This window comes from Streptomyces sp. NPDC028298 (genome assembly GCF_055565895.1).
This window is the reverse complement of record NZ_JBVHTL010000001.1, coordinates 1,720,853-1,739,546: the sequence shown is the minus strand read 5'-3', so window position 1 is coordinate 1,739,546 and position 18,694 is coordinate 1,720,853. Positions and strand designations below refer to the sequence as shown.

The 18,694-nt window shown below is 70.7% G+C and carries 11 protein-coding genes; 7 read left to right on the top strand and 4 right to left on the bottom strand.

Going from position 1 to position 18,694, the window contains the following annotated elements:
* The first annotated feature begins 14 nt into the window (after positions 1-14).
* Positions 15-1,073: an NlpC/P60 family protein gene (locus tag ACZ4TO_RS07560; protein WP_382788698.1), complete on the top strand. Its 1,059-nt coding sequence runs from the start codon at positions 15-17 to the stop codon at positions 1,071-1,073.
* A 78-nt stretch (positions 1,074-1,151) separates the two neighbouring features.
* Positions 1,152-2,168 carry a hypothetical protein gene (locus ACZ4TO_RS07555; protein WP_468023687.1) on the top strand — a complete coding sequence of 339 codons (1,017 nt, stop codon included), beginning with the start codon at positions 1,152-1,154 and terminating at the stop codon, positions 2,166-2,168.
* Positions 2,169-2,246: 78 nt separating this feature from the next.
* On the opposite strand, the gene ACZ4TO_RS07550 is transcribed toward ACZ4TO_RS07555, so the two are convergent.
* A complete protein-coding gene (locus ACZ4TO_RS07550; protein ID WP_468023686.1) occupies positions 2,247-3,356 on the bottom strand; it encodes an LCP family protein in 1,110 nt (369 codons plus the stop codon).
* A 180-nt stretch (positions 3,357-3,536) separates the two neighbouring features.
* On the opposite strand from ACZ4TO_RS07550, the gene galE reads away from it, so the two are divergent.
* From galE to ACZ4TO_RS07525, 5 genes are all read left to right on the top strand, one after another.
* Positions 3,537-4,523 carry a UDP-glucose 4-epimerase GalE gene (gene galE, locus ACZ4TO_RS07545; protein ID WP_468023685.1) on the top strand — a complete coding sequence of 329 codons (987 nt, stop codon included), beginning with the start codon at positions 3,537-3,539 and terminating at the stop codon, positions 4,521-4,523.
* 230 nt (positions 4,524-4,753) lie between these two features.
* Positions 4,754-5,872, top strand: coding sequence for a PLL family lectin (locus ACZ4TO_RS07540; protein ID WP_468023684.1), 1,119 nt, complete (start codon positions 4,754-4,756; stop codon positions 5,870-5,872).
* Between the two features lie 40 nt (positions 5,873-5,912).
* A complete protein-coding gene (locus ACZ4TO_RS07535) occupies positions 5,913-7,493 on the top strand; it encodes a DUF8189 domain-containing protein (protein ID WP_468023683.1) in 1,581 nt (526 codons plus the stop codon).
* Positions 7,494-7,840: 347 nt separating this feature from the next.
* Positions 7,841-9,061 (top strand): CDP-alcohol phosphatidyltransferase family protein, encoded by a 1,221-nt coding sequence (locus ACZ4TO_RS07530; protein ID WP_468023682.1) that lies wholly within the window; start codon positions 7,841-7,843, stop codon positions 9,059-9,061.
* A gap of 23 nt (positions 9,062-9,084) precedes the next feature.
* Positions 9,085-13,566: a bifunctional glycosyltransferase/CDP-glycerol:glycerophosphate glycerophosphotransferase gene (locus tag ACZ4TO_RS07525; RefSeq protein ID WP_468023681.1), complete on the top strand. Its 4,482-nt coding sequence runs from the start codon at positions 9,085-9,087 to the stop codon at positions 13,564-13,566.
* 124 nt (positions 13,567-13,690) lie between these two features.
* On the opposite strand, the gene ACZ4TO_RS07520 is transcribed toward ACZ4TO_RS07525, so the two are convergent.
* The 3 genes from ACZ4TO_RS07520 to ACZ4TO_RS07510 form a co-directional block, all read right to left on the bottom strand.
* Entirely contained in the window at positions 13,691-15,817 is a 2,127-nt protein-coding gene (locus ACZ4TO_RS07520) for a 3-hydroxyacyl-CoA dehydrogenase NAD-binding domain-containing protein (RefSeq protein WP_385040884.1), read from the bottom strand.
* Positions 15,814-17,040, bottom strand: coding sequence for a thiolase family protein (locus ACZ4TO_RS07515; protein ID WP_382788687.1), 1,227 nt, complete (start codon positions 17,038-17,040; stop codon positions 15,814-15,816). Before ACZ4TO_RS07515 ends, ACZ4TO_RS07520 begins: the two co-directional genes overlap by 4 nt.
* 365 nt (positions 17,041-17,405) lie before the next feature.
* Positions 17,406-18,683 carry a ribonuclease D gene (locus ACZ4TO_RS07510; RefSeq protein ID WP_382788685.1) on the bottom strand — a complete coding sequence of 426 codons (1,278 nt, stop codon included), beginning with the start codon at positions 18,681-18,683 and terminating at the stop codon, positions 17,406-17,408.
* Between the last annotated feature and the right edge of the window lie 11 nt (positions 18,684-18,694).

The window sequence follows — 18,694 nt, the reverse complement described above, 5'->3', positions numbered from 1 at the left end:
CTGGAGCCGTCACCATGCCGAAGCGCAAAGGCCGCCCCGTCCTCCACGCTGCCACGGTCATCGCGCTGCTCGCGGGCAGCGCGTTCTTCACCTTCGAACTCCGCAAGGACGAGGAGGCGAAGGTCCCGGCCGTGCAGGCCGTCACCGACAAGCCCGACCTCGAGAACTCGGGCAAGGCCACCGGGAAGCAGACCTGGGAGCGTCTGAACAACCCGACGCGTTCCGTGCTGCGCGGCGAGAACGGCGACATCCTCGCCACCTTCACCGACGGCGCCCGCACCGCGACCCTCCGGGGCCCGTCCCGCACCTTCACCGAACCGGCCAACACCCAGTCCCGTGTGGTCACCCAGGACTGGGTGCGCCTGATGCCCGAGGCCTGGCGCAAGGGCGCCGAGAAGGAGAAGTGGTTCAAGGACTGGTTCAAGGAGTACTACGGCAGCGAGGCCGACGACATCTTCGCGATCGCCTTCCAGTACGTCGACGGCGCACCCGTGAAGAAGGACGACGAGGGTGTCCCGTACGCGGGCGACGCCGTCTTCGGCCCCTTCAAGGAGGACGGCGTCGACCGCCTCGAACAGAACGACTTCTACGACTACCTGGGCATCAACTACACCTTCCGCGACGGCACCTCGATGGTGGCGCGCAAGGAGCGCTACCGCGCCCTCGACTGCTCCGGGTTCATGCGCATGGTCTGGGGCTACCGGGCCCGCTACCCGCTGATGGCGACGAACTCCTCCGGCGACGGACTGCCGCGCAGCGCCGACGGCATGGCCCGCTCGGACATCGGCGTCGACATCCTGAAGCTCTCCGGACCGTCCCCCTGGTACACGCGCCCCAAGAACATCGACGTCGTCCAGCCCGGTGACCTCCTCTTCTTCAAGATGGACCACCGCACCGGCAACCACCTGGACCACGTCGCCCTGTACCTGGGCGTCGACACCGACGGTCACCGCGTCTTCATCTCCAGCCGCAAGGAGGTCAACGGGCCGACCATGGGCGACAAGGGCGGTGCCTCGCGCATCGACGGCAACGGCTTCTACGCCGGGCTGCTGCGCAGCGCCAAGCGCCTGTGAACCGCTGACGGGGGAAGGGGCCGGTCCGGTGGGCCGCCCCGGATCACCGGGCGGTCCGCCCCCGATTAAGGTGAAGCGGTGAACGTCGACTGGCTCATACGCGGTCGCGACGGCAGGCTCAGTGCGTACCTGCTGTCGGAGGCCACCGTCCGCTGCCGGGCGGAGCGCGGACCCGGCGGCCTCTGGGACCCGCCCCGCACCGTGGGGGGCGAACAGCGCCTGCACTCCGTACTGGCCCTCGGTCAGGGCCCCGACCGCTACACCCATCTGGTCTCCTGGCGTCCGACGGTCAGGGACGAGTCGGGTCTCGTCCACTCCACCCACTTCCGGCCCGATCTCGCCGCCCTGGACTGGAACCCGATCGGTCACCCGGACCGCACCGGGGGCCGGACGGGCAACCCCGCCGTCGCGGTCGACGCGCAGGGGCGCGCCCATGTCTTCGTGCGCAACAAGAGCGGCGGAGTCAGCATGATCGCCCAGAAGGAGAAGGGCGGCTGGGGGCCCTGGCGCGACCTCAAGGGGCACGACGTCCGGGGCGACCTGGCGGCCGTGACCGGGATGTCCGGCCGTGTCGAGCTGTACGCGGCCGTCCCCGGCGGCGTGCTGCACTGGAGCCAGGCGGAGGCGGGCGCGGAACCCGCCCTGGACGAGGCGCTGGAGGCACCGGTCCGCCCGGACACCCTGCAGGCGCTCGCCACCTCCGCCGATGCGACGACGCTGTTCTTCACCGACGAATCGGGCGACGTGTGCGCCTGGCGTCCCGGCACCCGGCCCGTGACCCTGCTGACGTCGGCCGGCCCGGGTCCCGTCCGGGTGATCCGCTGTCAACTCGACGGCCACGACTGCACGTTGCTCGCCCAGCGCGCGGCGAGCGGCCGAGTGGCCTTCGCCGCGTACCCGACCGAGGACGAGTCGGCGGGCGCGTGGTGGACGGAGTCGGGTCCCGAACTCCCCGCCGACGCGCTGCTGGCGCTCACCGAGGACGAGGAGGGGCGGGTGGTCGCCGCGACGCTCTCCCCGGGGACCGGTGAACTCCGCGTCACCCGGCGCAAGGACGAGCCGGGCATAGCCCTGGAGGCCTGGCGCGCGGTCTGACACGACTCGGCGCTGACACGAACAAGGGCCCGGCCACCACCTGTTCAGGTGATGGCCGGGCCCATTCGTCGCCGTGGGTCAGGAACTCCCGCCGGTGGCGGGCGACTTCTTCGCCGACTCGGGGATGACGGAGTCGGTGCGGAGCGCCTTCCAGAGGGCCGACGCCTGCGGCTCGGCCGCCACCACGCGGTTCGGGTCGACCTTGTCGTACGCCACCGGGAGCATGATCGTCTCCATGGTGGACGGGTCGACGCCGTTCATGCTCCGGCCGAAGTCGGCGAGCGCCGTGAGCGAGGCGAGGTCGGAGTCGGTGGTGAGCGCCTGGGTCAGACTGTCGGCGATCTTGTACGTCTTCGTGGGACTGCCCAGCAGGTCCTGCTTCTTGATCTCGGAGAGCAGCGCGGTCATGAACTGCTGCTGCAGACCGATGCGTCCGAGGTCGCTGCCGTCGCCGATCCCGTGCCGGGTCCGTACGAACTCCAGGGACTGCGTGCCGTTCAGCCGGTGCGTGCCCGCGGTGAGGTCGAGGCCGCTGGAGCTGTCGTGGATGTCCTTGGCGACGGTGACGTTCACGCCGCCTATCGCATCGACCAGGCCCTTGAAGCCGGCGAAGTCGATCTCCATGTAGTGGTCCATGCGGATCCCGGAGATCTTCTCCACGGTCTTCACCACGCAGGCCGAACCGACCTGCGAGTAGATGGAGTTGAACATGACGCGCCGGGCGGAGGGCACCTTCGAGCCGTCGGCCCTGGTGCATTCGGGGCGGGTCACCAGGGTGTCGCGCGGAATGCTGACCGCGACGGCCTCCCGGCGGCCCTCGGGTATGTGCATCACCAGCGCGGTGTCGGAACGCGCCCCGGAGACATGGCCCGTCTTGAGGGCGGCGTTGGCCCCGGCCCGCGAGTCGGATCCGAGGACGAGGATGTTCTGCCCGGAGGTGGGCAGCTTCGCCGGCCGGTCGTCCCCGATGGCCTTGTCGAGGTCGACGGCCTTGATGTTGCCGTCGAGGTCGCTGTAGAGCCAGTAGCCGGTGCCGCCGGCCGCGATGACGAGGACGGCCAGACCGAGCAGGATCTTCCGGCCGGTCCTGCGACCGCCTTTGCGCTCGCGCTTGCCTCCCCTCCGTCCGCCGCCGTCCTTTGACGGAGCGTCGGTCGCGATGGGCGGGGGCGTCGGGGCATGACTCATCCTGGTCCGGGTCCTAGCTGCTTGTGCCCTGGTACGGGCGATGTCGATGGCTCGAGGACTCGGGTGGGGGAGGGGCCGGTCCGTGGCGCGCGGTCGGTCCCGCACTGTAAGCCGATGGTCACGTTATGAACAAGAGGTGATGGATTTGTAAACAAACACCAAATGAATAGTATGCAGTCTATGACTTGGCTGATCAGCGGCGGTGCGGGGTTCATCGGGGCCCATGTCGTGCGCGCCATGCTCGCGGCCGGCGAGCGTGTCGCCGTGTACGACGACCTCTCCACGGGCGACCCCGCACGCGTCCCCGACGGGGTGCCCTTCGTCAAGGGCTCCGTGCTGGACGCGGATCTCCTCCGTCGAACTCTGCCCGAACTGGGCATTTCCGGCATCGTTCATCTCGCGGCGAAGAAGCAGGTCGCGGAGTCGGTCGAGCGGCCGCTGTACTACTACCGCGAGAACGTCCAGGGCCTGACCACCCTCCTGGAGGCCGCCGCGGAAGCCGGCGTCGAGCGCTTCCTGTTCTCCTCCTCGGCGGCCGTGTACGGCATGCCCGACGTGGACCTGGTCACGGAAGACACGCCCTGCGCGCCCGTCAACCCGTACGGCGAGACGAAGCTCGCGGGGGAGTGGCTGGTCCGGGCGGCCGGTGGCGCGCACGGTATGGCCACCGCGTGCCTGCGCTACTTCAACGTCGCCGGCACGGCACGCGAAGACCTCGCGGACACCGGGGTGTTCAACCTCGTGCCGATGGTGTTCGAGAAGCTCACCCAGGGAGCCGCGCCGGTCGTCTTCGGCGACGACTACGACACGGCGGACGGCACCTGCGTACGTGACTTCATCCACGTCGACGACATCGCCTCCGCGCATCTGGCCGCGGCGCGCGCCCTGTCCACCAGGGAGCCCGGCAGTGATCTGACGGTCAACATCGGCCGCGGCGAGGGTGTCTCCGTGCGCGAGATGATCGCGCTGATCGGCGAGGTGACCGGCTACGGAGCCGACGCCGCGCCCGTCTCCGCCCCGCGCAGGCCCGGCGACCCGGCGCGTGTCGTCGCGTCGGCCGACCGCATTCGCGCCGAACTCGGCTGGAGCGCGCGGTACGACGCCCGGGCGATGGTGACCTCGGCGTGGGACGGCTGGTGCCGCCGCCACCCGGAGGCCCGTCGCTGAGGCCATGACGGACACCACGGCCCCGCCGTTGCCCGGCGGGGCCGGGACCGGGCCTGCTCGGGTTCGGACGCGTGATCGCCGGCCCGAGGCCGGCGGCCGTCGCACGCCCCGCTCATGGCGGGGATCGGTGAGCCCGCCGCACTTGCAGCCGCGCGGCGGCAGTGCACGTATGACGTAGTGATGGACCGGTGCGGTCGCGGGCCGCACCGATGGGAAGGACGACGACGGACATGAGGGCCGACACCGCGCGGGAAGGCGCGCGACGGCAGCGGTCGGCCGAAGGCGGGGAACCGGGCGGTGCCGGCAGGCTCCCCGCCGTGCTGTCGGGGCCGTGGCTCGTGCCGGGGCACGACGGTCGGCTCATCGCGTACGCGCATGTGGACCAGGCCGTGCTGCGCTGGACGGAACGAAGCCCCGGCGGCCCCGACTGGAACGGCCCGGACGTCCTGCCCGCCGAGGGGGTCACCGAACTCACGGTCGTGCAGGGCCGCAACCGCTACGCCCAGCTCCTGGGCCGGCGGGTGCGTGACGGCGGCGACGGTCCCCCCGCGGTGGACCTCGTCTACGCGATCCAGTACCAGGCGGGCCGCCCGCTGAGCGAGTGGCGGTCGGTCGGAAACCCGCACGGCAAGCGCGAGCGCACCCCGCAGATGGGTGCGCCGACCGCCGCGGTGGACACGGCCGGCGCGCTCCATGTCTTCGTGGCCACCGCCGAGGGCCATGTGGCGATGCGGCGCGAGGACGCGCAGGGCCGCTGGGAGCCGTGGCTCGACCTCAGGGTGACCGCCGCCCTGGACGTCCCGGCCGCCGTCGCCACCTCCGCGGGGCACGTCGAGCTCCTCGCCCCCACCTCCACCGGTGCCCTGACGTGGTACCAGGGGAGCCCGGGTGCGGCGCTGGAACGCGGTCACGACCTCGACGTGGTGCCGCTGCCCGGCTCGGTGGCGGCGGTGGAGACCTCTCCCGGACGGGTGACCTACTACCTGACCGATCTGCCCGGGGGTGGCATCGTCGCCGTACGTCCTGGGGAATGGCCGGTGCCCATCGGCGGGAACCCCGGCGACGGACGGCACGCGGCACTCGCCACCACCGTCGACGGATACCCCTGCACCGTGCTCGCGCACCGGGACGCCTGGGGCCGGATCGTGCTGGGCGTCTGCGTCGCGGAGGACGAGCGCAACGGGGTGTGGTGGACCGACACGGGCACCGTCTGCCAGGGCGACCCCGTGCTCGCCCGCGACGGGCGGGGGCGGGTCGTCGTCCTCGCCGTGGGCGCGGACGGCACACTGACCCTGGCCCGTCAGGAGGACGGTCCGGGATTGACGCTGGGCGACTGGATCCGCATATGACCGCGCCGGGATCCGCTTCCGTGCCGAGGGACGTGAGGACATGAGGCGAAAGTCCGACCGCGGGCCGGGAGCCGCAACCCTCCCGGGTGACACACCGGGCGGCCGCGGCCATGTGGTCGCCGTGGTCGTCCCGGAACCCTCCGCCGCCGTGCCCCTCGTGGACCGGGAAGAACCGGGCGCCGAGATCGCCGTGGTCTGTCTGCGGGCGGGTACGAAGGAGCAACGGACGGCGCTCGACCGTGCCCTGTCGGCGGCCGTCTCACGCGGCTGCACGACGGCGGGCGGTCCGCGCGTGGTGGACGCCGACGGCGCGGACGCCGTGGCGTCGCTGACCGAGGAGTTGGCCGCGATCGGCCCGGAGCGGCTGCACACGCTGGACCCCGACCCGATTCACCGCTCCATCGACGACACGAGCGGGGTGCCGTCGTACGACGTGCCGCCCGCGCACGCAGAGACCGCCGCGCTCGCGCTCGCGGCGGCCCGCGCCCTGCAGAGCCGGACGGGACGGCCGCTGTTCGTCGACTGCCGTCGCGGGGAGGCGGACCCGCTGCTCGGGATCGCCGCCGCCCGGCGCCACCCGGTGCCCGTGAACTGGCTGTCCGCCGGCCTCGACGGGCGGCTGACCGCCTTCCTGCCCACGGCCGCGGGTGTGGCGCGCTGGTACGAGGAGGTGCCCGGCGGGGCGTGGCACGGACCGGAGGTGGTGGAGGGCCACGGTCTGCTGCCGGGACTCGCCGTGGTGCGGGATCCGCACGGGATGCCGCACCTGTTCGCGCTGCGCCGGACCACCCGGGGCGCCGGCGAGGTGCACATCGAGGTCGTGCACGCGGCCCAGTACCGCACCGGACGGCCGTTGACACCCTGGCACTCGCTCGGCGGCCCGAACGTCGGCGCGTGGCGCAAGGGACGTGAGGTCGGGTTCCCCACGGCCGCGTTCGACGCCACCGGCCGGCTCTTCGTGTTCGTGCGCAACTTCGGGCACAGCATCAGCTATCGCTGCCGTTCGACGGACGGAAGCTGGACGGGGTGGCAGCATCTCGGGGGCACCCGGGTCTCCGACGAACTGCTCGCGGTGACGGCCGGTCACGGCGGGGTCGAGGTCTTCGCCCGGGCGCGCGACACGGCCGCCGTGGTGCGCTGGTACACGGGACCGGGTGGCGCCTGGACCGAGGACCGGACCGTCCCGTTCGACGTGCGCCCCGGCACCCTGGCCCCGGCCCCGGAACCGGGCGCGGTGCTCTTCCGGGATCCGCGTACCGGCGACGCCTCGTCCTGGAGTCCCGGCGCCCCGGCCCCCTGCACACTCGGTGACGCCGAGGGGGAGGGGCCGCCGGCCGTCGCGGGGGGTGTCGAGCTGGACGGCTGGGCCCACTCGGTGCTGGTCCGCCGGGACGCGCACGGCGCGTGCGTGACGGGCGTGTACCCGCAGGGGCGGGCCGACGTGGGCGTGTGGTGGCAGGACCTCGGCGCGCCCTCCATCGGCGCGCCCGCCGTGGCCGTGAGCCGGGCGGGACAGTTGACCGTCGCGACCCGGGCCCCCGGCGGCCGGCTGCTGCTGACCCGTCGTCAGGAGACCGGGACCGGCCTTTCCTTCGACGGCTGGCGGCCCGCGAGCGGCTGACCCGGCCGCGCCGACGGCGGGTCGGATGGCTTGTTCTCGACTGTGCGCCTTTTGGGATGCTGTACGCCGTTTTGGCGTGGTCTGGCGCGGAAGTGCGGGGCGCTGTTCTCGACCGGCGTCGGCGGCTGCGGAGCGTGAAGATCGAAAATGGTTGTATGGGGAACCTGTGATCAACGTCGCGGTTAACCAGGGGTAAATGTGCGTCGATAAGCAGGTGAAGGGTTGTTAAAGTTCAGGTCGCTCTTGTGGTGATCCTGTGAATCCGCGGACTTGCCTGTGAGCCCCCCTGGGATGCATGCAAGCAGCTACGGGGTACTTCGTCCTGTCTCGTGGATGACTGAGGGGTTATGGCCAGGCTATCGTTGCGGGCTGTCCAAAAACTGACCTGCAAGAAGCGCGATGCCTGGTGGACGGTCCTTCTTGTCGACCCCGTCGCCACGCGACTGCTGCTCGTCTTCGCCCGTTTCCGGTTCATCACCCCGAACGGGGTCACCTGGGCCGCGCTGGTCATCGGGATGGGGTCGGCCGCCCTCTTCCTGAAGGGCGACCGCGACTCGCTGCTGCTCGGCGCCCTCCTGTACCACGTGAGCTTCATCCTCGACTGCATCGACGGCAAGCTGGCCCGCCTCAAGGGCAACGGAAGCGTCTTCGGCGGCTGGCTCGACTACGTCTTCGACCGCATCCGCGTGCTGTTCTGCGCCCTCGCCCTGATGGGCGGTCAGTTCCTGCGCACGGACGACGAGCGCTACCTCGTGGCCGCCCTCGGCGTCGTCTTCCTCGACATGCTGCGCTACGTGGACGCGCTGCAGATCTTCAAGATGCGCCAGTCGATGCGTACGAAGATCGAGAAGGTCACGCGGGAGCGCGCGGCGGCCGAGCAGGCGGAGCGGGACGCCCGCGCCGAGGTGCAGGGTCCGCAGGTCGTCTTCATGGAAGACCTGCTCCGGGACAACCCCCACGCCTCCGCCGAGACCCTGCGCGAGGAGGCCGCCGCCCCGAACGTGGTCGACCTGCACGAACAGTTCCGTGACCAGTTCCCCTGGTACACACGCCTCCGCCGGGCCATGCTGCGTACGCGGATCCGTCCCCACCTGATCAGCGGCATCGAGTTCCAGATGTTCATCTTCATCGTGGGCCCGCTGATCGGGCAGATCCTGTGGACCACCGTGGTCTCGGCCGCTCTGCTGATGCTCTTCGAGCTCGTCATCATGTACAAGTTCCTGCTCTCCACCCGCGACTTCACCCGCGTCATGGAGGAGCTCAGCCTCGCCCCGGCCACCGGCGGGACCATCGCCCCGCAGATGCACCGGGGCCGCCACCGCCGAGCCACGCAGGAAGGCCCGCAGGCGGACGAGCACCACCCCGCGCCGCGGCCGGAGGACGACCCCGAGTTCTGGGCCTACCCGCAGCCGGACTCCTACGCGCAGAACCACGATCCCTTCCACCCGACCGACGCACTCCCGCACATCCCCAGCCCGCACGGCGACACCATGCCGCTCGACCGGTTCGGGGCGGCGTTCCCCGACGAGCGGCACGGAGCACCGGGGGCCTGGAAGAACTCCCGATGAGAACCAGCGCAGGGCAAACCCAGATGCAACAGGTGCAGGACGGCGACAACTCCTGGGTCACCGTGGTCATCCCCGCGTACAACGCGGCCACGACCATCGGCAAGGCACTCCAGTCCGCCGTGAACCAGACGTACGAACTGGTCGAGGTCATCGTCGTCGACGACGCCTCGACCGACGGCACCATCGAGGTGGTCGCCAACTTCGCCGGCCACAACTCGCGCGTGCGGGTGCTGCGCCGCAAGGAGAACAGCGGCGGTGTCGGCGCCCCCCGCAACTGGGGCATCGCCCAGGCCGCCGGACGCTGGGTGATGTTCCTCGACGCCGACGACGAACTGCCGCCCCGTGCCTGCGAACGCCTCGTCGCCGCGGCCCTGGAGAGCGGCAGTGACATCACCGCGGGCAAGGCCCTGCGCGTCAACCGGGACACCGGCGACTCCGCCCCCTGGGCGCCGGAGGTCTACGCGATGGGCCGTACCGTCCCAGGACTGGAGGAGTTCCCGCTCCTGCTCTCCGACCCCATCGCCGCCGCCAAGCTCTACAGCGTGGAGTTCCTGCGCTCGGCGGGGGTGTGGTTCCCCGAGGGCGTCTTCTACGAGGACACGTACTTCTCCACGGTCGCGGGCTGCCTCGCCCGCGGCATCACCGTCATCACCGACCCCGTCTACCGCTGGATGTGGGAGACGGACGGCGCCTCCATCACCGGCCGCACCGGCGAACTGCGCAGCATCACGGACCGCATCGCGGTGCACCGGGCCACGGACCAGTTCCTGCTGGAGCGGGGCCTGTGGTCGCTCAAGGTCCGCAAGGACGCCAAGTTCCTCACCCATGACCTGCGCCTGTACATGCGGGCCCTCGCCGAGGGGGACGCCGAGTTCCAGCAGCGCTTCGCCGACCTGGTCAGTTCCTACCTGTTCTCCCTGAGCGGTGAGGCCTTCGAGCTGTGCGGCCCCGTGGACCGGGTGCGCGGCTACTTCCTCATGTACGAGGAGATCGAGGCCGCCCTGACCACGCTGGACTACACCCAGCGCAAGAGCGTCTTCTCCTCCCACATGGTCGAGGAGGACGGCCGGGTCTACTGGTCGGCCGACCATCTCCATCTGCCGGGCGCCCGCCGCATGCTGGATGTGACCGAACTGGACCTGGCCGCCGCCACGGTGTCGCAGATCCCGCTCTTCGCCCAGCTCAACGGCTGGCGAGTCGAGGGCACGGAGCTGACGTACGACGGAGAGCTCGTCAACCGCTTCGGGCGGATCGGCGCCGGCGACTCCCTCTCGCTGTCCCTGGCCGTCCGCAACCGGCACACCAAGCAGGACGTCGTGGTCCCGGTCCCCGAGGTCTCCGTCGACGAGCGCCTGGTGGCCTTTTCGGGCCGGGCCGACCTCTCCCGGCTGCTCGGTGACGATGCCTCCGACAGCACGGTGTGGAACGTCTCGGTCATCGTCGAGTGGAACCGCAGCCGCTCCCGTTCCGCCCTGAACGTGCGTGACGTCGTCCTGGAGGGCCTGTCCTTCACCCACGAGGGCGAGGAGCGCGAGGGCTACCGCACGGTCAGCGGCAACCTGGCCTTCCGGTCCGCGACGGCCGGCCGACGCAGCTTCGAGTCCGAACAGAGCGACCCGAACGCCCCGTGGATGTGGTGGCGCGACCGTGTCCACCCGCCGATCCGTCAGCTTCCCCGCGGCTTCGAGCTCGCGGTCGTCGTGCCCTGCTACAACGTCGAGAAGTACCTCGACGACTGCCTCGGCTCCCTCGCCGCCCAGCGGGGCTTCGCCGAGACCCAGGTCATCCTGGTCGACGACGGGGCCACCGACGAGACGCCGCAGATGCTGGAACGTTTCGCCAGTCACTACGCCAACGTCACCGTCATCCACCAGATCAACGGCGGCCTGGGCAACGCCCGCAACACGGGACTCGACCAGGTCGTCGCCCCGTACGTCACCTTCCTCGACTCGGACGACATCCTCGGCGAGGACGCCCTGGCCGCCATGACCGAGGCCGCCCGCAGGGACGGCTCCGAGGTCGTCATGGGCGACCTCGTCAACTTCCCCGACCGGCCCTACGGTCCGTGGAAGGAGTACTTCGGCCACGGCGACCGCCGGTTCGAAGACTTCGCCGAGATACCCGACATGATCTTCAGCGGCTCGGCCTGCAACAAGCTGTTCAGCACCGGGCTGCTGCGCGGTCTGGGGCTGCGCTTCGGCGAGGGCGTGCATTTCGAGGACGCCTGGCTGACCCTGCCGGCGATGCTGCGCGCGCGGTCCATCAGCCTCGTCGACCGGCCCGTCTACTGGTACCGAGGCCGCCCCGACGGTTCGTCCATCATGGACTCGCTGTGGAGCAAGCCCGCCAACTACCGCGACCACCTGCGGCTCAACCACTTCCTGCTGGATCTCAGCGCCGGGGAGCGCCCCGAGATCCGCCGCATGTTCCAGCGCTACGCCACCCGCACGTACAAGGGCTTCCTGTGCAACGCCCGCAACGTCATGGGGCGTACGCAGCTCGCCGAGATGTTCCCCGACATCCACCGCCACTACGCGCAGATCCCCGACGACGTGATCGTCGAGTTCGTCGCCAGTCCGGCCCAGCAGCTCGACCACTACGCGGCCAGGACCGGCAACTTCGAGCTGTTCTGCGATCCCGAACCGGCCCTGGCCGCGGCTCCGCCGCTGGTGGAGGTGGACGACGAGGGCTTCTACCGCACCTTCCCCGGCGGCACCCTCCCCAGTTGCTCGGCCCGGGTGAAGGACCCCAACGTCGTGGTGGAGAGCGTCCGGACCCGGGGCGACGTCCTGGTCCTCGAAGGGTGCATGGCCTTCCCCGGCATGGACCTGAGCGGACCGATGGACAACCGGCTCGAGCTCGTCTACCAGACGAAGGACGACAAGACCGTCGTCCCCCTCACCCAGGTCTACCGGCGCGACCTGTCGAACGCCCGCAACGGCCGCGACCTCTACGCCGGCTGGTACGCCGAGATCCCCGCCACGGCACTGTCCCGCGACGGCCTCGGCGTCGGAGACTTCCGGCTGCGCGTGCACCGCACCGACGGAACCCGGCACCGCAACGTCGTGATGAAGGCGCGCCTCGCCCTGCACCGCTTCAAGGGGCCGGGCCGACTGGGCCCCTACCGCTACATGCTGACCATCGGAGCCCAGGACGCCCTGCATCTGCGCATGGTCGACTCCGGTCCCCTCGCCCGGATCCGGCACGCCTCGTGGCGGGCCGCTCGTGAGCTGCGCATCCTCAGGACGCGCAACCCCGGGTGGCGGATGCGCCTCGCCTACTGGCTGACCTACCCGCTCCTGAACTCCAAGGAGATCTGGCTGATCGGCGAGCGCTCCGACACCGCGCAGGACAACTCGTACCATTTCTTCAAGTGGATCAGGCAGAACCGCAAGCGGCGCAAGGCGTACTACGTCATCGACGCCAAGTCCGCCGACTACGCGAAGGTCGCCCCGTACGGCAACGTCCTCAAGCTGGGTTCCTTCAAGCACCGGATGTACCTGCTGCACGCGACGAAGCTCATCGGCTCCTACGACTCGGAGTCCTACCTGGTTCCCGAGGGCTACAAGAAGGCGCTGTTCCTGCACCGGTTCGGCGAACTCATCAAGTACCAGCGGGTGTTCCTCCAGCACGGCGTCACCTACAACGACGTGACCTCCGGCGCCGACCAGCGCATCGCCAGTTACGACGTGCTCGTCACCGCGGGTCGCCAGGAACGCGAGTTCATGGCCCAGGAGGCCGGTTACGGCGACCGGGCCCAGCCCGTGGGCTTCCCGCGTTTCGACGCCCTCCGGCGCGAACCGCGGGACAAGCCCCGCATCCTGCTGATGCCGACCTGGCGTCAGTGGATCGTCACGGCCTCCTACAAGAAGTCCTCCGGAGCCACGCAGAGCAACTTCACCCAGTCCGAGTACTACCGGTTCTACCGGACGCTGCTGTCCGACCCCCGGCTGGGCCGGGCCCTCGAACACTTCGGCGTGGACCTGGAGTTCTTCCCGCACTACGAGATCCGGCCCTACCTGCACACCTTCCAGTTCTCCTCGCCCTCCATCCACGTCGCCGACCCGCGCGCCCGCAACGTCCAGCAGGCGATGAAGGAGTGCTCGCTCCTGGTCACCGACTACTCGTCGGTCTTCTTCGACGTGGCCTACATGGGCATCCCGCTCGTCCACGTGCCCTTCGACGAAGAGGACTTCTACGGGCGGCACTACAAGCGCGGCTACTTCAACCTCTCCGAGGACGGCTTCGGTCCGGTGTGCCGGACCGTGGACCAGGCCGTGGACGAGATCATCGCGACCATGCGCCGGGGCTTCACCGTCGAGCCCGTCCACGAGGCCCGGGTGGAGGACTTCTTCGTGCACCGCGGCGGGGGCAACTGCGAGCGCGTGTTCGAGGCCGTCGACGCCCTCGGCCGGGTGTCCGCGGCCGCGCTCGGACCCGCGGGCCCGGTCGGCGCGCTGACGTCGCCGGGCACGGCGATGACGGAGTGGGTCGACGCGGCCTGACGGCCCGTATGCCGAGCGGCGGACACCGGCCGCCGCTCGTGCCGCGCCGCCGACGCGGCACGCGAGAACGAGAAGAGGGCCCCCGCCCAGTGGCGGGGGCCCTCTTCTTCGAGCCGTCAGGCCGTTACGCCGGAACCGACGCCACGCCCGCTTCCAGGAACCGCTTCCCGGTCACCCGCTCCGAGACGCCCTCGCGGTCCAGGTACGGCGTGATGCCGCCCAGGTGGAAGGGCCAGCCCGCGCCGGTGATCAGGCAGAGGTCGATGTCCTGGGCCTCGGCGACGACGCCCTCGTCGAGCATGAGGCCGATCTCCTGGGCCACCGCGTCGAGGACGCGGTCCCGCACCTGCTCCTCGGTCAGGACGACGTCGCCCTGCTTGAGGAGAGCGGCGACCTCGGGGTCCAGCTCCGGCTTGCCGGAGTCGTAGACGTAGAAGCCGCGCTTGCCCGCCTTGACGACGGCCGCGAGGTTCGGGGAGACCGTGAAGCGGTCCGGGAAGGCCCGGTTGAGGGTCTCCGAGACGTGCAGACCGATCGCGGGACCGACCAGCTCGAGCAGGACCAGCGGCGACATCGGCAGGCCGAGCGGCTCGATGGCCTTCTCGGCGACCTCGACCGGCGTGCCCTCGTCGATGACGTTCTGGATCTCGCCCATGAAGCGGGTCAGGATGCGGTTCACGACGAACGCCGGGGCGTCCTTGGTGAGGACCGCGGTCTTCTTCAGCTTCTTGGCGACGGCGAACGCCGTGGCCAGCGAGGCGTCGTCCGTCTGCTCGCCGCGCACGATCTCCAGGAGCGGGAGGATCGCGACCGGGTTGAAGAAGTGGAAGCCGACGACCCGCTCGGGGTTCTTCAGCTTCGACGCCATCTCGGTGACCGACAGCGAGGAGGTGTTGGTGGCGAAGATCGCGTGCGCCGGGGCGACCGCCTCGACCTCGGCGAACACCTGCTGCTTGACGCCGATCTCCTCGAAGACGGCCTCGATGACGAAGTCCGCGTCGGAGAAGCCCTCGGCCTTGTCGAGCACACCGGAGACCAGCGCCTTGAGGCGGTTGGCCTTGTCCTTGTTGACGCGGCCCTTGAGCAGCAGCTTGTCGATCTCGGCGTGGACGTAGCCCACACCCTTGTCGACACGCTCCTGGTCGATGTCGGTCAGGACGACCGGCACCTCCAGACGGCGCAGGAAGAGCAGGGCGAGCTGGCTGGCCATCAGGCCCGCGCCGACGACGCCGACCTTGGTGACCGGACGCGCGAGCGACTTGTCCGGCGCGCCGGCCGGACGCTTGCCACGCTTCTGGACCAGGTTGAACGCGTAGATGCCGGAGCGCAGTTCGCCACCCATGATCAGGTCGGCGAGCGCCACGTCCTCGGCGTCGTAGCCCTTCTGGAGGTCGCCGTCCTTGGCCGCGGCGATGATGTCCAGCGCGCGGTAGGCGGCCGGGGCGGCCCCGTGCACCTTGCTGTCGGCGATGAAACGGCCACGCGCGACGGCCTGGTCCCAGGCCTCGCCGCGGTCGATCTCCGGGCGCTCGACGGCGATCTCGCCCTTGAGGACGGCGGCCGTCCACAGCAGCGACTGCTCCAGGAAGTCCGCACCCTCGAAGAGCGCGTCGGCGATGCCGAGGTCGTAGACCTGACCGCCCTTGAGCTGCTTGTTCTGGTTGAGCGAGTTCTCGATGATCACCGAGACGGCCTTGTCCGCGCCGATCAGGTTCGGCAGGATCGTGCAGCCGCCCCAGCCGGGGACCAGACCGAGGAAGACCTCGGGCAGCGAGAAGGCCGGCAGGGCCGCGGAGACGGTGCGGTACGAGCAGTGCAGACCGACCTCGACGCCACCGCCCATCGCCGCGCCGTTGTAGTACGCGAAGGTCGGGACCGCGAGGCCCGACAGACGCTTGAAGACCTCGTGACCGCCCTTGCCGATGGCGAGCGCGTCCTCGTGGCGCTTCAGCAGCTCGACACCCTTGAGGTCGGCGCCGACCGCGAAGATGAACGGCTTGCCGGTGACACCGATACCGACGATCTCGCCGGCCGCGGCCTCCCGCTCGACCTGGTCGATGGCGATGTCCAGGTTCGCCAGCGACGCCGGGCCGAAGGTGGTCGGCTTGGTGTGGTCGAAGCCGTTGTCGAGGGTGATGAGCGCGAAGCGCCCGGCACCGAACGGCAGGTCGAGGTGGCGTACGTTCGCCGAGGTCACGACCTCGTCGGGGAACAGCTCGGCCGCTCCCTTGAGGAGTTCAGCGGTGCTCACTTGTCGCCTCCGGCGTCCTTGTGGTGCGGGTTCTCCCAGATCACCGTGGCGCCCATGCCGAAGCCGACGCACATGGTGGTGAGGCCGTAACGGACCTCCGGCTGCTCCTCGAACTGACGGGCGAGCTGCGTCATCAGACGCACGCCCGAGGAGGCGAGGGGGTGGCCGTAGGCGATGGCGCCGCCGTACTGGTTGACGCGCGCGTCGTCGTCGGCGATGCCGTAGTGCTCCAGGAAGGCGAGCACCTGGACGGCGAAGGCCTCGTTGATCTCGAAGAGGTTGATGTCCTCGATCGACAGACCGGCCTGGGCGAGGGCCTTCTCGGTGGCCGGGATCGGGCCGTAGCCCATGACCTCCGGCTCGACGCCCGCGAAGGCGTACGAGACCAGGCGCATCTTGACCGGCAGGCCGTTCTCGCGGGCGAAGTCCTCGGACGCGATGATCGAGGCGGTCGCACCGTCGTTCAGACCGGCCGCGTTGCCGGCGGTGACCCGGCCGTGCACGCGGAACGGGGTCTTCAGACCGGCCAGGTTCTCCAGTGTGGTGCCCGGGCGCATCGGCTCGTCGGCGGTGACCAGGCCCCAGCCCGTCTCACCGGCGTCCGGGTTGGTGTTGCGCACCGAGATCGGCACCAGGTCCTGCTGGATCTTGCCGTTGGCGTACGCCTTGGCGGCCTTCTCCTGCGAGCGCACGGCGTACTCGTCGGCGCGCTGCTTGGTGATGGTCGGGTAGCGGTCGTGCAGGTTCTCGGCGGTCATGCCCATGAACAGGGCGGACTCGTCGACCAGCTTCTCGCTGACGAAGCGCGGGTTCGGGTCCACGCCCTCGCCCATGGGGTGACGGCCCATGTGCTCGACACCGCCGGCGATGACGACGTCGTACGCGCCGAAGCCGATGGAGCCCGCGACGCTCGTGACGGCGGTCAGCGCGCCCGCGCACATACGGTCGATGGAGTAGCCCGGGACCGACTGCGGCAGACCCGCGAGGAGGCCGGCCGTGCGGCCCAGGGTCAGACCCTGGTCGCCGATCTGCGTGGTCGCGGCGATGGCGACCTCGTCGATCTTCTTGGGGTCAAGACCGGGGTTGCGGCGCAGCAGCTCCCGGATGGCCTTCACGACGAGGTCGTCGGCGCGGGTCTCGTGGTAGATGCCCTTCGGGCCCGCCTTGCCGAACGGGGTGCGGACGCCGTCGACGAAGACGACGTCCCTGACGGTACGAGGCACGATGGCTCTCCTCCAGATGCGGGATGGCACTGCTGCGCGGACACACGCCTGAGCGCGCGCTCAGCACCCATGCTACTTACGAGTAACCAACCTGCCCAGTCCCGCGGGCGGGAGCGGCGAAGGTCACATCCGGAAGGGCGAACGCCGAGGAGAACCGGCCATGATCCGAGGCCCAGGATCTTGGCGTGATCTCGTCGCCCGTTCGACGGGTCGGCTCCGCCGGACGGGCCCACGAAAAGGCCTCCCGAGCCGAGGTCGATCGGATCGGGAGGCTTTCGAGGGTTGAGTCGTGCCCGGGCGGACCCCAAGGGCGCGGTCGCGGCCGGGCCGCCCTTCAGGCGCCGACAAGCATCGTCGGCCGGTGCCTAGACCGTCTTCACCGACAGCGCGGTCACCAGCTCCGGGGTCACCAGCTCGACCTGCCAGGGCCGCGCCCCGCAGGCGGTGAGCGCCGCGCCGACGGACTGCGCGTCCGGCGTCGTGGGCGGCTCCCAGCACACGCGCCGCACGGTGTCGGGCGTGATCAGGTTCTCCTGCGGCATGTTCAGGCGCTCGGCCAGCGCCGACACGGCGGCCCGCGCGGCGGAGAGCCGGGCGGCGGCGGCCGGGTCCTTGTCGGCCCAGGCCCGCGGCGGGGGAGGCCCGGTCACCGGCTGTCCGGGCTGCGGCAGCTCGGCGTCCGGCAGCGCCTTCGCGCGGTCGACGGCGGCCTGCCACTGTTCGAGCTGACGCCGGCCCATGCGGTGCCCGAAGCCGTTCAGGGCGGCCAGGGCGTGCACGTTGGCGGGCACGGCCAGCGCGGCCTCGACGATCGCGGCGTCCCCGAGCACCTTGCCCGGCGAGATGTCCCGGCGCTGCGCGACGCTGTCCCGCGTCTCCCACAGCTCCCGTACGACGGCCATCTGCCGGCGGCGGCGCACCTTGTGCATCCCGGACGTACGGCGCCAGGGGTCCTTGCGCGGCGGCGCGGGCTCGGCCTGGGCGATCGCGTCGAACTCCTGCCGGGCCCAGTCCAGCTTGCCCTGCCGGTCGAGCTCCTTCTCCAGGGCGTCGCGGAGGTCGACCAGCAGCTCGACGTCGAGCGCGGCGTAGCGCAGCCAGGGCTCGGGCAGCGGCCGGGTCGACCAGTCGACGGCGGAGTGGCCCTTCTCCAGGACGAAGCCGAGGACGCTCTCGACCATGGCGCCGAGGCCCACCCGGGGGAACCCGGCGAGGCGTCCGGCCAGCTCGGTGTCGAAGAGGGTGGTGGGGATCATGCCTATCCCGCGCAGGCAGGGCAGGTCCTGGGTGGCGGCGTGCAGGACCCACTCGGCCCCGGAGACCGCCTCGCCGAGAGCGGACAGGTCGGGACAGGCGACGGGGTCGATGAGCGCGCTGCCGGCGCCCTCGCGGCGAAGCTGCACCAGATAGGCCCGCTGGCCGTACCGGTAGCCGGACGCGCGCTCGGCGTCGACGGCCACCGGGCCGGTGCCGGCGGCGAACGCGGCGATCACCTCGGCGAGCGAGGCCTCGTCGGCGATCACCGGCGGGATGCCCTCTCGGGGCTCCAGCAATGGGGTCGGCGCCGATTCGACGTCGTCCGGAGGGCCGCCTCCGGTGGTTCGCAGTGAGCTGTCTGCTGCGGTCTCTTGGGCGTCGGTCACCTGTCAAGAGT

Bases quoted from the DNA above. Each gene is read 5' to 3' on its own strand.
- ACZ4TO_RS07560 (WP_382788698.1), top strand. From the start codon at position 15: ATGCCGAAGCGCAAAGGCCGCCCCGTCCTCCACGCTGCCACGGTCATC.
- ACZ4TO_RS07550 (WP_468023686.1), bottom strand. From the start codon at position 3,356: ATGAGTCATGCCCCGACGCCCCCGCCCATCGCGACCGACGCTCCGTCA.
- galE (WP_468023685.1), top strand. From the start codon at position 3,537: ATGACTTGGCTGATCAGCGGCGGTGCGGGGTTCATCGGGGCCCATGTC.
- ACZ4TO_RS07540 (WP_468023684.1), top strand. From the start codon at position 4,754: ATGAGGGCCGACACCGCGCGGGAAGGCGCGCGACGGCAGCGGTCGGCC.
- ACZ4TO_RS07535 (WP_468023683.1), top strand. From the start codon at position 5,913: ATGAGGCGAAAGTCCGACCGCGGGCCGGGAGCCGCAACCCTCCCGGGT.
- ACZ4TO_RS07530 (WP_468023682.1), top strand. From the start codon at position 7,841: ATGGCCAGGCTATCGTTGCGGGCTGTCCAAAAACTGACCTGCAAGAAG.
- ACZ4TO_RS07525 (WP_468023681.1), top strand. From the start codon at position 9,085: ATGCAACAGGTGCAGGACGGCGACAACTCCTGGGTCACCGTGGTCATC.